General features: G+C 71.1%; 15 protein-coding genes and 1 pseudogene. 8 read left to right on the top strand and 8 right to left on the bottom strand.

The window, feature by feature from the left end; all coding sequences use genetic code 11:
- Window positions 1-26 precede the first annotated feature (26 nt).
- Window positions 27-791, top strand: coding sequence for an ion transporter (locus LOZ83_RS16050; protein WP_236792100.1), 765 nt, complete (start codon window positions 27-29; stop codon window positions 789-791).
- A 4-nt stretch (window positions 792-795) separates the two neighbouring features.
- On the opposite strand, the gene LOZ83_RS16045 is transcribed toward LOZ83_RS16050, so the two are convergent.
- Complete coding sequence (locus LOZ83_RS16045; protein ID WP_236791446.1) at window positions 796-1,179, bottom strand: ATP-binding protein; 384 nt, start codon at window positions 1,177-1,179, stop codon at window positions 796-798.
- A gap of 146 nt (window positions 1,180-1,325) precedes the next feature.
- On the opposite strand from LOZ83_RS16045, the gene LOZ83_RS16040 reads away from it, so the two are divergent.
- From LOZ83_RS16040 to LOZ83_RS16030, 3 genes are read left to right on the top strand one after another with little or no spacing between them, the layout of a single operon-like run.
- The gene (locus LOZ83_RS16040) at window positions 1,326-1,844 is read left to right on the top strand and encodes a SigE family RNA polymerase sigma factor (RefSeq protein ID WP_236791441.1); all 519 of its coding nucleotides are present in this window, start codon (window positions 1,326-1,328) and stop codon (window positions 1,842-1,844) included.
- Window positions 1,841-2,563 carry a hypothetical protein gene (locus LOZ83_RS16035; RefSeq protein ID WP_236791439.1) on the top strand — a complete coding sequence of 241 codons (723 nt, stop codon included), beginning with the start codon at window positions 1,841-1,843 and terminating at the stop codon, window positions 2,561-2,563. Before LOZ83_RS16040 ends, LOZ83_RS16035 begins: the two co-directional genes overlap by 4 nt.
- Before the next feature lie 55 nt (window positions 2,564-2,618).
- The gene (locus tag LOZ83_RS16030) at window positions 2,619-3,263 is read left to right on the top strand and encodes a hypothetical protein (protein WP_236791437.1); all 645 of its coding nucleotides are present in this window, start codon (window positions 2,619-2,621) and stop codon (window positions 3,261-3,263) included.
- A gap of 21 nt (window positions 3,264-3,284) precedes the next feature.
- Here the strand turns inward: LOZ83_RS16030 and LOZ83_RS16025 are convergent, their stop codons facing one another.
- From LOZ83_RS16025 to LOZ83_RS16015, 3 genes and pseudogenes are all read right to left on the bottom strand, one after another.
- Window positions 3,285-4,301, bottom strand: coding sequence for an LLM class flavin-dependent oxidoreductase (locus tag LOZ83_RS16025; protein WP_236791436.1), 1,017 nt, complete (start codon window positions 4,299-4,301; stop codon window positions 3,285-3,287).
- A 71-nt stretch (window positions 4,302-4,372) separates the two neighbouring features.
- A pseudogene (locus LOZ83_RS16020) lies at window positions 4,373-5,452 on the bottom strand (aminotransferase class V-fold PLP-dependent enzyme); the annotation flags it as partial.
- A gap of 7 nt (window positions 5,453-5,459) precedes the next feature.
- On the bottom strand, window positions 5,460-7,469 hold the full coding sequence (locus LOZ83_RS16015; protein ID WP_236791435.1) for a prolyl oligopeptidase family serine peptidase: 2,010 nt from the start codon (window positions 7,467-7,469) through the stop codon (window positions 5,460-5,462).
- A gap of 82 nt (window positions 7,470-7,551) precedes the next feature.
- On the opposite strand from LOZ83_RS16015, the gene LOZ83_RS16010 reads away from it, so the two are divergent.
- The 3 genes from LOZ83_RS16010 to LOZ83_RS16000 are packed head-to-tail and all read left to right on the top strand — an operon-like array spanning window position 7,552 to window position 8,970.
- Window positions 7,552-7,866, top strand: coding sequence for a helix-turn-helix transcriptional regulator (locus LOZ83_RS16010; protein WP_236791433.1), 315 nt, complete (start codon window positions 7,552-7,554; stop codon window positions 7,864-7,866).
- Entirely contained in the window at window positions 7,866-8,459 is a 594-nt protein-coding gene (locus tag LOZ83_RS16005) for a cation transporter (protein ID WP_236791432.1), read from the top strand. Before LOZ83_RS16010 ends, LOZ83_RS16005 begins: the two co-directional genes overlap by 1 nt.
- Window positions 8,460-8,472: 13 nt before the next feature.
- Window positions 8,473-8,970, top strand: coding sequence for a DsbA family protein (locus tag LOZ83_RS16000; RefSeq protein WP_236791430.1), 498 nt, complete (start codon window positions 8,473-8,475; stop codon window positions 8,968-8,970).
- Window position 8,971: 1 nt separating this feature from the next.
- Here the strand turns inward: LOZ83_RS16000 and nhaA are convergent, their stop codons facing one another.
- Genes nhaA through LOZ83_RS15985 form a run of 3 tightly spaced genes read right to left on the bottom strand, consistent with a single transcriptional unit; the run spans window position 8,972 to window position 11,175 of the window.
- On the bottom strand, window positions 8,972-10,378 hold the full coding sequence (nhaA, locus tag LOZ83_RS15995; protein WP_236791429.1) for a Na+/H+ antiporter NhaA: 1,407 nt from the start codon (window positions 10,376-10,378) through the stop codon (window positions 8,972-8,974).
- A gap of 16 nt (window positions 10,379-10,394) precedes the next feature.
- Window positions 10,395-10,949: a DNA-3-methyladenine glycosylase I gene (locus LOZ83_RS15990; protein ID WP_236791428.1), complete on the bottom strand. Its 555-nt coding sequence runs from the start codon at window positions 10,947-10,949 to the stop codon at window positions 10,395-10,397.
- 31 nt (window positions 10,950-10,980) lie between these two features.
- Window positions 10,981-11,175 (bottom strand): PspC domain-containing protein, encoded by a 195-nt coding sequence (locus LOZ83_RS15985; RefSeq protein ID WP_236791426.1) that lies wholly within the window; start codon window positions 11,173-11,175, stop codon window positions 10,981-10,983.
- Between the two features lie 213 nt (window positions 11,176-11,388).
- Between LOZ83_RS15985 and LOZ83_RS15980 the strand changes: the two genes are divergently transcribed.
- The gene (locus tag LOZ83_RS15980) at window positions 11,389-12,603 is read left to right on the top strand and encodes a chitinase (RefSeq protein ID WP_236791425.1); all 1,215 of its coding nucleotides are present in this window, start codon (window positions 11,389-11,391) and stop codon (window positions 12,601-12,603) included.
- Here LOZ83_RS15980 and LOZ83_RS15975 read toward each other — a convergent pair.
- Window positions 12,600-13,064, bottom strand: a complete 465-nt coding sequence (locus LOZ83_RS15975) for a hypothetical protein (protein ID WP_236791423.1) — start codon at window positions 13,062-13,064, stop codon at window positions 12,600-12,602. The genes LOZ83_RS15980 and LOZ83_RS15975 overlap by 4 nt on opposite strands.
- Window positions 13,065-13,176: the final 112 nt, after the last annotated feature.

Raw genomic sequence — 13,176 nt, 5'->3', positions numbered from 1 at the left:
GCAACGTGCGCGCGGACGACTGGATCATGCTCGTGCTCGCGGTGATCTCCGTGGGCCTGCCCCTGTACCTGATCGTCAGCCCGCCGCCCGCGCCCGAAGCCGGGCTGTGGATCTTCTACACCGACTGCGCCGTGTGCGTGCTGTTCCTCGGGGACTTCCTGTGGCGGTGGCGCCGCCGCCACTGGGGAAAGCGCTTTCTCACCCGCAACTGGTACGAGGTGTTCGCGATGGTGCCGGTCGCGCACCCGATACTGCTGGGGCACCGGTTCGTCGTCGTGGTGCTGATGCTGGTGCGCATCGGCCGCGCGGCGGACCGGGCGCTGGGCGAGCAGTTCACCTACCGGCTCGTCGACAAACTGTCCGAGCCGATCGTGCGCGCGGTCAAGAAACCGGTGACCATCGCGGTGCTCGACGAGGTGGTCAAGGTGCTGGAGACCGGCAACTACCCGGAGAACCTGGCGCGCTCGCTCGACGCCCACCGCGGCGAGCTGCGGGCCATCATCACCGAGAAGCTGTCCGAGGACCCGCAGCTCGGCCGGCTGCGGCGCGTCCCGTTCCACGGCGAGCTGGTGCGCGGCGTCGTGGACACGTCGTTCCGCGTGGTGCTGGAAGTGCTGCTGGACCCGCGGATCGACGAGTTCTTCTCCACCGTGGTGCGCGAGAACCGGGAGCAGATCCGCCGCGCCGTGGAGCTCGGTCTCAACGAAGTCGAAGCCACGGAACGGGAAGAGGTGCTCCGCGTGCGCACCGAGCGCGCGGCGGCGAAGGCCTACGACCGCCGCCACCGCTGAGCCCTCATACGTCCAGCAGCGCCCACACGGTCTTGCCGCCGCCGGGCCGCGCGCGGCACCCCCACGCCGTCGCGATGCCCTCGACGAGCACGAGCCCCCGGCCGCGGAACGCGCTGACCCCCGCCGAGCGCCGCTTCGGCGGTTCGTCGCTCGGGTCGTCCACCTCGACGATCAGGCGCCCGCGCGCCGGCTCATAGGCCAGCCGGATGCCGACCGCGCCCCCGGCGTGATCGAACGCGTTCGTGACCAGCTCGGTCGCCACCAGCTGCACGTCGGCGACCAGACGCGGCCGGCCGACCGGCAGCGTGTGAGCGGCCCACCGCCGGACCGAGACCAGCGGCGGCACCTGCCCGGGCGCCAGGTCGAGCTGGAGGTGGTGGTCGCTCATCGTCTCCGTCCGGTCCGGCCGCGTTCGGCTACCCGGCGGCGCACCCGGTCAAACACGAGCCGCGCCCCGCGGTGGCAAGCTGGTAGTCGCGAAGCTGCCGGCCGGGAGGCGCAACCTTTCCGGCGGCCCGGCCGTCTGAGGGAGATATGGGGCACGGAACCCGTGGGGACGAGGAGTTCGCCGATTTCGTGGCGTCGAGCTCCGGCCGGCTCACGCATGCCGCCTACCTGCTGACCAGGGACCGCCACCAGGCCGAGGACGCGGTGCAGACGGTCCTGGTCCGCACCTACGCCGCCTGGCGGCGGGTCCGGCACCAGGACGCGTACGGCTACGCGCGGCGGGTGCTGGTCAACCACGTCATCGACGGCTGGCGGCGCCCGATCCGCGAGCTGCCCGCCGACGAGCCGCCCGAGCAGCGCGCCGCCGACGCCCCGGAGCGCGACGTGGTGAACCAGCAGTGGCTCGCCGCACTGCTGGACGGGCTCACCGGGCGCGAACGGGCGGTGATCGTGCTGCGGCACTACTTCGACCTGCCGGAGGCCGCGGTCGCGGACGAGCTGGGAGTTTCGGTGGGCACGGTGAAGAGCACGAACTCGCGGGCGCTGGCCAAGCTGCGGGTCTCCGCACTGGACGACGTGCCGGCCGCGAGGGGAGGTGCCGCGTGACCGATCTCGAGCAGCTGCGCGCGGCGCTGCGCGAACAGCCGGGGGAGGGCTACCCGGCGCCGGACGTCGCGCGGATCATCGCTCGGGGCACCCGGTTGCGCCGGCGACGGCAGGTGCTGCAGGGCTCCGCGGTCGCCGCGGTGGTGGCCGTGATCGCGGTCGTAGCCGGACTGGCCACCCAGCTCCGCGAGCCCGCGCCCCCGGTCGCCGCCGGCGCCCCGCCCGTCACGGCGCCGCCGCCCATGGTGCCCGCGAGCACACCGCCGCCCGGGCCGGACAAGCAGCCACTCGGCGCCGTCGTGCCGACCGGGATAGCGGATGCCCAGGGGGAGCGGGTGCTCTATTTCGTCCCGGCCGACATACCCGGGCTGCCGGATGTCCACTTCGGACTGATGGCGGGCCATCGCGCCCCGTCCGGTGACCTGACCGGCCAGCTGCTGGCCAACGTGACCAGTGGTTCGGACCTGACGCCCGGCTTCCGGGTCCTCTACGGGAACGCCGGGCTGAACCCGGCGACCCCGGTGTTCGGCTACTACGTCGGCCCCGCGGCGAAGATCACCACCACCGTGCGCGGGCAGACCATGCGGGCGCGCCAGGCCGCGTGGAGCCAGGACCCGAAGGTCGTGGCGTTCTGGTTCACCCTCGACGAGGTGCCCTCCAGCGACCTGATGACCCCGCCGAGGGCGTACGCCGCCGACGGGTCGCCGCTTACCAGGTGACGCCGCGGGCAGTACCATCGGCCGACGGAACCGGTCGCGGTGTCGAGGGGGAACGATGACTTATCCAGGGCAGCAACCGCCGCAGCCCGGCGGGTACGGCGAGGGGCAGCCCGGTTACGGCGTCCCGCAGCAGCCCGGATACCCCGTGCCGCAGCCCGGTTACCCGCAGCAGCCCGGCCAGTACGGCTACGGCGCGCCGCAACCCGGGCAGTACGGCTACCCGCCGCAGTACGGGTACGGACCGCAGGCGCCGTGGGGCGGTGGTGCGCGGCCGACCAGCAACATCCCGGCCGCGATCGTGCTGATCGTCGGTGGGATCGCCGGGGTGCTGCAGTTCTTCCTGGAGTGGTTCAGCCTCCGCGACCAGGTCCTGACGGGCATGGACGTGGCGGACGTCGCCGGGACGGCGAGTGGTCTCGGCAGCTCCGGCGGCACGATGATCGAGATCGGCGTGTACCTCGTGCTGATCGGCGGCGGCCTGGCCATCCTGGGCGGCGCGGTGCTGTTCGTGCCGATGCGCGGCAAGCGGGTCGTCGGCGCGCTGCTGCTGGTGGTCTCGCTCGCCATGATCGTCGGGATGATCTTCTGGCTGAGCAACGGCCCGGCGAACCCGGACAGCACCGGGCCCGGCTACTACTTCTTCCTCGGCGCCGGCGGGGTCAGCCTGATCGGGTCGATCATCGCGCTCGTCAAGCGCTGAGCGTGTCCCGGTAGGACTGTCCTATCGGGACTGCCAGCCGAGCGCGGGGCCGAGTTTGGTGGCCATGTCCGTGAGGATCTGCACGTAGTCCTCGTGCTCGAAGCTGAACGGCAGCGCGAAAGCCACCTCGTCGATCTCGCGGAACGCGGCGTGCGCGTAGAGCTGTCCGGCGATCTCGGCGGACGTGCCGAGGATGTCGCGGGCGAACAGCAACCGCGCCGGGCCCTGCGGGCTGGTCGTGCGCGGCGTCCGTTTTTCCACGTACTGCTCGTATTTCGCGCGCTGCGCCGGGGTCGCCGAGTCGGTGGGGATGACGACGAGCCCCTGCGACACCCGGGCGCGGGCACCGTCGGGGTGGTGCGCGCGGAACGCCTGGATGGACGCGCGCTGGATCTCGGCGAAGTCCGCCGGCTCGTCGGCCCGGACCACACTGCTGGTCAGGAAGTTCATCCCGTGCTCACCGGCCCACTGCGCGGACCGCAGGCTCGCGCCGCCGTACCACAGGCGCCCAGCGAGGCCAGGGGAGTGCGGCTGGACCCGGTTGGAGAACACCTCGATCCCCTCGGTGCCGCTGAACTCGGTGACCGGCTCGCCGCGCACGCAGGCGAGGAGGCGCTCGACGCGGTCGTAGCTGAAGTCCTCCAGCTCGGCGGTCCGCGGGTACAGCGCCTGCCTGACGTCGTCGTAGTGCATCGGCGGGCCGACGGACAGGCCCGGGTTGAGCCGCCCGCCGGACAGGATGTCGACGGTGGCGAGGTCCTCGGCCAGGCGCAGCGGGTTCTCCCAGCCGAGCGGGATGACGGCGGTGCCGAGTTCGATCCGGCTGGTGCGCTGGGACGCGGCCGCCAGCACGGCGACGGGGGAGGAGATGCCGTACTGCAGGTGCCGGTGGCGGACCCAGGCGCTGTCGAACCCGAGCCGCTCGCCGAGCGCGATGATCTCCAGCGTGGACTCGTGGCCCGGGCCGGGGTCGGCCCCGTCGAACAGCCCGATGGTCAGGAAGCCCAGCTTCCGCAACGGTTCCGAAGGCAGCGGCACGACGATCCTCCCGGGTTCGCGATCTTCTCCTCCGATTCTGCCGCAGTCCCCGGCGGGGTGGGCTACGGCGACAGTGCTGCCCGGAGCCGGTCCGCCGCCGCCATCGGTGTGGACGCGTGCGGTGACAGGCGGACGTGCTCGGGCCGCACCGTCGCCGCGACGCCCTCGGCGGCCAGCAGCGCACCGACCTGGGCCGCGGGTTTGCCGGGCAGCGTGAACGCCAGGATCCCGGCCCGTCGCCCGGTCGCGGACACGATCTGTGCGCCGAGCGAGCGCAGAGTTTCTTCGAGCGTGCCGACCCGTTCGGCGATGCAGGCCTCGATCGCGCCGATCCCGGCCTCCTCGGCCAACTCCAGCGCGGCCGCGAACGCCCCCGAGGACACCGGGCTGAGGTTCGTGATCGACCAGCTCGCGGCGCCGGGCGCGGGCGGGTGGATCTCGTTGTCGAACACGCCCCCGCCGGCCGCGCCCGTCCACCCGGACAGCACCGGCCGCAGCCGTTCCAGCGCCCGGTCCGACAGCACGGCGAACCCGGTGCCCCAGCCGGCGCGCAGCCATTTCTGGCCGCCCGCCACGAGCACGTCGGCCGCGTCCCAGGGTGCGTCGATCGCGCCGAAACCCTGGATCCCGTCCACGATCAGCAACCGGTCGCCCACGACGTCGCGCAGCGCGGCGAGATCGGCCCGGTAGCCGGTGCGGAAGTCGACCGCGTTCACCGAAACGGCCGTCGTGTCCGCAGTGAGCCCGGCGGTGACCGCGTCGGCCGTGACGTGACCCGGGGCGAGGCCGCGGACCGTCAGCCGTCCCGCCTCCGCCGCCCGCGCCCACGGATAGGTGTTGGCCGGGAACTCGGCCGCCGACACAAGAACCTCACCGCCGGGCACGCCGAACGCGGCCTGGAACAGGCCCTGGCTGGTGTTCGGCACGAGCACGACGTGATCGGCGCCGGTACGGCACAACCGGGCGATCACCGCCTTCGCCCGCTGCTCCTGCCGCATGAGTTCGTCCACAGTGGACGAACCAGCGCCGGCGGATTGTTCGAGCAGCCGGGCCGTGGTGTCGAGCACCGCGCGTGAAGGGGGACCGAACCGGGCGAAGTCCAGATACCCGCCCGGTTCCCCGAACTGCCGCAGGTACGCCGGTGACACCATCCCCGGCTCAGCCGAGGATCTCCGGGCGCTGCCACTCCTTGCCGTGCACGTGGTGGGCCAGGAACGCCAGCACGGTGGCATACCAGACCTTGGCGTGATTCGGTGTCAGCACCCAGTGGTTCTCGTCCGGGAAGTACAGGAACTTGTGCGGGCTGGACCCGTCGGCGGCGGTCGAGCGGGACAAGAGATCCCACCACAGCCGCAGGCCCTCGCCGACCGGCACGCGATAGTCCTTGTCACCGTGGATGACGAGCATCGGCGTGGTGATCTCGTCCGCGGAATGGTGCGGTGAGTTCCGGCTCGCGGCTTCCGGGCTGATCTCGCGCGGCCAGTAGAACGCGCCGTCGGTCGTCGTGCCCATCTGGTCCATCGCCCACAGCGAGGCATGGGTGATGATCGCCTTGAACCGGTCGGTGTGGCCGGCCACCCAGTTCGCCATGTACCCGCCGAACGAACCACCCATCGCGGCGGTGCGGGTCTCGTCGATATCCGTCCGCCCGATCGCGGCGTCCGTGAGCGACATCAGGTCGGTGTACGGCGCGCCGCCCCATTCGCCCCAGCCGCGCTGGATGAAGTCCAGCCCGTACCCGGTCGAGATCGCCGGGTCCGGCAGCAGCACCGCGTATCCCCGCGCGACCGCGAGCCACGGGTTCCACCGCCACTGCCAGGCGTTCCACGAACCCAGTGGGCCACCGTGGATCCACAGCAGCAGCGGCGCCGGGGCCTGGGCACTCGTGCCGTGCGGCAGGGCCAGCCAGGCGCGCAGCGGCGCACCGTCGGCCGCCGTCGTGGTGACCTCCTCCACATACCCCGGTACTTCGACAGCCGGGAACGGGCCGGGAAGCGCTTCCACGACGCTGCCGTCGATCGCGACGCGATACGGCGCCGGCAGGCTGTCCACAAAGGAACGCAGGGCGTAGATCCACCGCCCGTCCGGGGAAACGCGGGCATCGCTGAACGAACCGGACTCCGTCAGCTTCGTGACCTCGCCGGTGCCCGCGTCGACCTTCCACAGTGGAGAGTGCCCCAGATCGTCCGCGACGACCACGAGCGCGCTGCCGTCCGGTGTCCACTCCGGATGGTTCGGCCAGCGATCCCACGACGCGGTCCGCGCGCGCGGCTCGCCGCCGCCCGCCGGCAGCACCGCGAGCCACTGGTCGCCGATCTTCGCGGCCGTCGGCCGTTCGGCCACGATGACCGCGATCCGGTTGCCATCAGGGGAAAAACGAGGATCGGCGTACTCGTGGTCCACGTCGTCGGCGAGCACGCGGCGGTCCCCGGTCGCGACGTCGATCGCCACCAGCGTGTCGCGCTGGGAGCCGCCGGGCTCGGGTACCGTCCATACCGCGACGATCGTGCGGCCGTCCGGCGAAACGTCCCAAGTGGACTCGAAGTCCAGTGCGCGCCCGGCATGTCCGGTGACATCGCGCAACTCTTCCCCGGGTTTGCCGGCGAGCAGGCGGGGACGGCCGGGCCCGAGATCATGGTCCCAGTACCGGATCGGGTACTCCTCGTGCAGGATCGCCGAGACGGCCTCGTCCTTGCGGCGGTCGCGCAACTCCTTGTCCTGCTCGGCATCCGCGGCCGAAGGCAGCATCGACGAGCCGGCCACGACGACGCCCGCGTCGCGCGCCACCACGACACCCTGCACGCCACCGGGCGGCGAGGCGATCACTTCCGCGTCACCACCGGTGGCCGGCAGCCGCCACAGCGCCGCCTTCTTGTCCGTTTCGTGCTCCTCCGCGTCGAGTTCGGGGCGCGCGGAGACGAACAGCAGATCGCCATCAGGGGTGAAGACGGCGCCCGATTCGCCTTGCTTGCTCCGGGTCAGGCGCCGGGCCGGGCGCTCGCCGGACGGGTCGACCTCCCACAGGCCGGGTACCCATTTGGTCTTCTTCGCGTCGAGCGTGGACACGCCTACGACCAGGCGCCGCCCATCGGGTGAGAGGGCGAGGCCGGCGGCGCGGGGGAGGGAGACATAGCCGTCGAGGTCTGTGAAAGGAGCATCGATGGTCACCAACTCTTCCTACCACCCGCATCCGGTGCCGGTGAGGAATTTTCACTTCCGTTAGTTCAGTCTTGGATGTATTGTTTTGCTTGTGCTGAAGTGTGAGACACGGGAGGACGCGCTGGCCCGGCTCGGCCGGGCGATGGCCGATCCCACGCGCTGCCGGATCCTGGTCGCCCTGCTCGACGGCGTGGCCTACCCGGGCCAGCTCGCCGAACGGCTGGAGCTGAGCCGTTCCAACGTCTCCAACCATCTGGCCTGCCTGCGTGGCTGCGGTCTCGTGGTCGCGTCGTACGAGGGGCGGCAGGTGCGCTACGCGCTGTCCGACCCGCACCTGGCGCGTGCGCTGCGCGAGCTGGCGCAGGTCGTGCTCGCCGTCGACGCCGCCCCGGAATGCGAAGACTGATGCTCGAACGGCAAGCGGTGCTAGCGCGGCGGATCCGGCTCCTGGTCGCCGCGACGATCAGCTACAACGTGCTCGAAGCGGTCGTCGCGGTTTCGGCCGGCGCGGTCGCGGATTCGACCGCGCTGATCGGGTTCGGGCTCGACTCGGTGATCGAGGTGGCCTCGGCCGCGGCCGTCGCCTGGCAGTTCTCCGGCAGCGACCCGGAGGCGCGTGAACGCGCAGCGCTGCGGGTGATCGCGGTGTCGTTCTTCGCGCTCGCCGTGTATGTCACCGTCGGGTCGGTGATTTCCTTTGCCGGACACGGGAAAGCGGAGGAGTCGACGGCCGGGATCGTGCTCGCCGCGGTATCGCTGGTGGTCATGCCCGTGCTGTCCATGGCGCAACGACGGACCGGGCGCGAACTGGGTTCGGCGAGCGCGGTCGCCGATTCCAAGCAGACCCTGCTGTGTACCTACCTGTCCGGCGTGCTGCTGGCCGGCCTGCTGCTCAACGCACTGCTCGGCTGGTGGTGGGCGGACCCGCTAGCGGCGCTCGCGATCGGAGCACTGGCCATCCGTGAAGGCCGCGAAGCCTGGCACGGCGATCACTGCTAGCTAAGCTAGCGCCGTGTCCCAGAAGATCGACCTCGACCGGCACTGCTACGGGTCCGTCGACGCGCCCATCACCATCGTCGAGTACGGGGACTTCGAATGCCCCTACTGCGGCGCCGCCGCGCCGGTGCTGCGGCAGCTCGTCGACACCGCCGGCCGCCGGGTCAGGTTGATCTTCCGGCACTTCCCGGTGTTCCAGAAGCATCCGTTCGCCCTCACCGCGGCGCTGGCCGCCGAAGCGAGCGGCGACCGGTTCTGGGCGATGCACGACCAGCTGTACGCGCACCAGGACCGGCTCACCGACGCCGACCTCGCCCGGTACGCGGCCGAACTCGGCGTGACGAACGCGGTGGGCGAGGCCGCGCAGGCGTTCCGGCCCGCCGTCGAGGCCGACTACCAGGCGGGCGCCGAGGACGGCGTCCGCGGCACGCCGACGCTGTTCGTCGACGGGCGTCTCTACACCGGCCGCATGGAACTCGCCGCGCTGCGCTCGTCGCTCGGGCTGCGCCGTTGACTCACGCCGCGACCGTCGGGTCCCGCCAGGGGCCGGACGGCAGCGGCGGTGGGCCTTCGGTGGTCTCGATCGAACACAGCGGCAGCCGCTCGCCGAGGTAGCGCAGCAGTACCGAGCCGATCACCGCGGCCACCAGCGAACCCGACAGCACCCCGATCTTCGCCTCGGTGCGCAGGATCTCGTCGTCGAACGCGAGGTCGGTGAGGAACAGCGAGATGGTGAACCCGATCCCGGCCAGCGCCGCGCCGCCGAGCAGATGCCCGTACCGGACCCGGCCCGGCAGTTCGCCGAGCTTGGTGCTCAGGACGAGACCGGTGATCGCGGAGATGCCCAGCGCGTTGCCAGCGACCAGCCCGGTGAAGACGCCGATCGTCACCGGGGAGTGCAGTGAGTCGCGCAGGATCCCGCCGTTCAGCCGCACCCCGGCGTTCGCCATCCCGAACAGCGGCACCACCAGGAAGGCGCTGAACGGGTGGATCGCGTTCAGCAGCCGGTCGTTGGCCGGGACGGTGGCGCGGGCCGCCGCGGAGGCGAGCCGGACGCGGAACGGGTCGGCGTACTCGATCACCGCGCGACCGTAGAACCGCAGCCGCTCGTGCGCGTCCGGATCCCGTTGCACGGCGGGCACGATCAGCCCGACCAGCACCCCGGCGAGTGTCGGATGCACCCCGGAGGCGTAGATCGCGAACCACAGCCCGAGCCCGGTCACCACGTACGGCGCGAGCTGCCACACCCCCGCCCACCGCAGCAGCAGGAGCACCACCACGAAGAAGGCGGCGATCGCGAGCGCGACCATCGACACGTGCTTGGTGTAGAACAACGCCATCACCAGGATCGTGCCGATGTCGTCCACAATGGACAGTGTGAGCAGGAACAGCCGCAGCTGGTCCGGGCAGCGCGGCCCGAACAGCGCGAGGATCCCGATCAGGAACGCGGTGTCGGTGGACATCGGGATCGCCCAGCCGGCGGCGGCCGGCCCGCCGTGGGTGAACGCTAAGTACAGCAGGGCCGGCGCGGCCATCCCGCCGAGCGCGCCGAGCGCCGGCACGATCACGGTCCGCCGGTCGCGCAGTGACCCGACCGCGGCCTCGCGGCTGATCTCCAGGCCGATGGTCAGGAAGAAGACCACCATCAGCGCGTCGTTGAGCCAGTGCCGCAGGTCCAGGGTCATCTGCCAGGAGCCGATGCGGAACATCGTTTCGGTGGTCCAGAACGCCTCGTAGCCCGCGCCCGGGATGTTCGCCCACACCAGGCCCACCACCGTGCAGCCGAGCAGGATCGCGGCGCTGCCCGATTCCTGCGCGAGGAAGCGCAGCAGACCGGGGGAGACGTAGGGGAGAGGCACCGACGTGATCCGGCGGCGCCCGCCAGGCCGCGGCGGCAGCGGCGTCAAACGACCGGCGGCCATCGCTACCTCCTGCGAATCACGGGGCGATCGCGAGGCAGCCTTTCACATGGTCGTCGACTACGCCTACGGCCTGCAGGTACGCGTAGACGATCGTGGTGCCGACGAAGGTGAAGCCACGGCGCTTGAGGTCCTTCGAGAGGCGGTCCGACAGTTCGGTGCTCGCCGGCAGCGGCTCGCTGGCGCGGCGGTGGCGCACGACCGGCTTGCCGTCGACCCACTGCCACAGGTACGCGTCGAACGAGCCGAATTCCTCGCGCACCTGCAGGAAGGCCTGCGCGTTCTTCACCGTCGAGACGATCTTGAGCCGGTTGCGGACGATGCCGGCGTCCTCGCGCAGCGCGTCGAGCTTGGCCTGCTGGTAGCGCGCGATCCGGGTGTAGTCGAACCCGTCCAGCGCGCGGCGGTAGTTCTCCCGCTTGGCCAGCACCGTCGACCAGGACAGCCCCGCCTGCGCGCCCTCGAGCAGCAACAGCTCGAACAGGTACCCGTCGTCGTGTGCCGGACGGCCCCACTCGGTATCGTGGTAGGTCGTCATCAGGTCCGAGCCCTGGGCCCAGGCACAGCGGGTCACACGCGTCCTCTAATTGCTGTCCGAGGTGAGATCAGTCGGATTCTAACGGCATGATCACCCACAACACGAGGTAGATCAGGAACTGCGGGCCCGGTAGCAGGCAGGACAGCAGGAACAGCAGCCGGACGGTGTTCGGGCGCCAGCCCAGCCGCTCGGCGAGCCCGCCGCAGACACCGGCGATCACGCGGTTGGACCGGGACCTGGTCAACGTCTTCGTAGTCGTCATGCATCCAGGCTCCCGCGCCGAGCGCGGCGGCGCATCGGGAACTCCCCGGACGCGCACCCGGAGTCGGATTCGGGGTCGCCCCGGAGCGCCGCGTGGAATGTCCGGATTCGCCCGACGGAAGTCGCCTCTCGCCGAGTGGTCCAGTCCAAAGTATTGACCCATAGCAATGGTCTAGTCCACATTACGAGAAGCTCCGCTTTCCGAGGAGGACAAGTGCACCGTCGAAAAATCGCCTCGATCCTCGCCGCCGCGACGGTCGTCGCCGGAACCGCCCTCACGCTCGTCACCCACGCCGGCGCCGCGGCCGGTGCGACGGCGGCGTTGAGCAGCAACTGGTACGCGTCGGCCCCCTACCTGATGCCCCAGAGCAACAACCCGCCCGACCCGACCGTGGTGATGGCCGCGACCGGGCAGAAGGCGTTCCAGCTGGCCTTCATCCTCGCCCCCAACGGCGGCGGGTGCTCGCCCACCTGGGACGGCACCTCCGCGGTCTCCTCCGACACCGCCGTGGCCGGGGTCATCAACCGGATCCGCGGCGCGGGCGGGGACGTCTCGGTGTCCGTCGGCGGGTACGGCGGCACCAAGCTCGGCCAGACCTGTTCCGACGCCAACGCCACCGCGGCCGCCTACCAGCAGGTGATCGACAAGTACGGGCTGCACGCGATCGACTTCGACCTCGAAGAGCCCGAGTACGAGAACGACGCCGCGATCAACAACGAGCTGGGCGCGGCACAGATCTTGCAGCGCAACAACTCCGGGCTGTTCGTCTCGGTGACCATGCCGGGCACCGCGGCGGGCACCGGCTGGTTCGGCACGCAGCTGCTGGACAAGGCGAAGAACCTGGGCTTCACCCCGAACAACTTCTCGATCATGCCGTTCGACGGCGGGTTCAACGGCGCGTCCAGCCAGACCAGTGCACTGGAGGCGTTCCACTCCCTGCTGATGAGCCACCTCGGCTGGGACAGCGGAACGGCCTACGCGCACGAGGGTTTCTCCGGCATGAACGGCAAGAGCGACGCCTCGGAGTTCTTCTACCAGGCGGACTTCCAGACCGTGCTGGACTACGCGACGAGTCACGGCCTCGGCCGGATGACGTTCTGGTCGGTCAACCGGGACCGCGCCTGCACGACGACCACCGACAACGGTGTGTGCAGCAACGTCTCGCAGAACGACTGGGACTTCACGAAGTTCACCGCGCGGTTCGCCGGCGCCACCCCGCCGATGGGCACGACGCCGCCGACCTCGACCACCACGACCCCGGGAGGTGGCGGCGGCAGCTGTGCGGTCGCCGCGTGGAGTGCCACCACGGCGTACAACGGTGGCGCTTCGGTTTCCTACAACGGACATTCGTGGACCGCGAAGTGGTGGACCTACGGCGACACCCCGGGCGGCCCCGCCGGAGTGTGGACCGACAACGGCGCCTGCTAGGTGGTCTGGACCGTGGGCGGGTGGCCGTTCCAGGTGACGAAGCACGAGGAAGTCGTGCCGTCACGGCTGAAGTCGACGCGCAGCCAGCCGTCGGCCTGCCAGGCCTGGACCTGCCATCCCGCCTCGGGCGTCGCGGACACGAGTTTCGCGGACGCGGCGCCCAGCTCCAGCACCACCCGCCCGCCGCTGAGCTGGTAGCCGCGCACGTCCGCGGCGGGGCTCGAACTCGTCGTGGCCGGCACCGCCGGCGACGACGGGCGAGGGGGAGCGGTGCTCGTCGGCGGGGTCAGGGTCGGCGACGGCGCGACCGTGGTCGTGGCCGGCGCCGTGATCGGGATCGCCTGCGGCGCCGGGCCGATCGCGTCCGTGGCCAGCACGCTGTGCACGCCGAACCACGACAGGGCGATGGCCGCTGCGGTGGTGGCCGTCCAGGCGGCGGCGCGGGCCAGCGTTCGTCTCATCGCCCGCCATCCTGCCTCATCGGGTGCGTACGGTAGCGCAGTACCAATCCGACCAAAAGTAGGCAGACCCCGAGCAACACGTAACCGATGCGACGCAAGCTGGATAGCCGTG

Source organism: Amycolatopsis sp. GM8 (assembly GCF_021653975.1).
Classification (GTDB): Bacteria; Actinomycetota; Actinomycetes; order Mycobacteriales; family Pseudonocardiaceae; genus Amycolatopsis_E.
The sequence above is the reverse complement of the archived record's forward strand: the minus strand, read 5'-3'. Positions and strand labels throughout refer to the sequence as shown.

Bases quoted from the DNA above. Each gene is read 5' to 3' on its own strand.
- LOZ83_RS16050 (WP_236792100.1), top strand. From the start codon at position 27: ATGCTCGTGCTCGCGGTGATCTCCGTGGGCCTGCCCCTGTACCTGATC.
- LOZ83_RS16045 (WP_236791446.1), bottom strand. From the start codon at position 1,179: ATGAGCGACCACCACCTCCAGCTCGACCTGGCGCCCGGGCAGGTGCCG.
- LOZ83_RS16040 (WP_236791441.1), top strand. From the start codon at position 1,326: ATGGGGCACGGAACCCGTGGGGACGAGGAGTTCGCCGATTTCGTGGCG.
- LOZ83_RS16030 (WP_236791437.1), top strand. From the start codon at position 2,619: ATGACTTATCCAGGGCAGCAACCGCCGCAGCCCGGCGGGTACGGCGAG.
- LOZ83_RS16005 (WP_236791432.1), top strand. From the start codon at position 7,866: ATGCTCGAACGGCAAGCGGTGCTAGCGCGGCGGATCCGGCTCCTGGTC.
- nhaA (WP_236791429.1), bottom strand. From the start codon at position 10,378: ATGGCCGCCGGTCGTTTGACGCCGCTGCCGCCGCGGCCTGGCGGGCGC.
- LOZ83_RS15985 (WP_236791426.1), bottom strand. From the start codon at position 11,175: ATGACGACTACGAAGACGTTGACCAGGTCCCGGTCCAACCGCGTGATC.
- LOZ83_RS15975 (WP_236791423.1), bottom strand. From the start codon at position 13,064: ATGAGACGAACGCTGGCCCGCGCCGCCGCCTGGACGGCCACCACCGCA.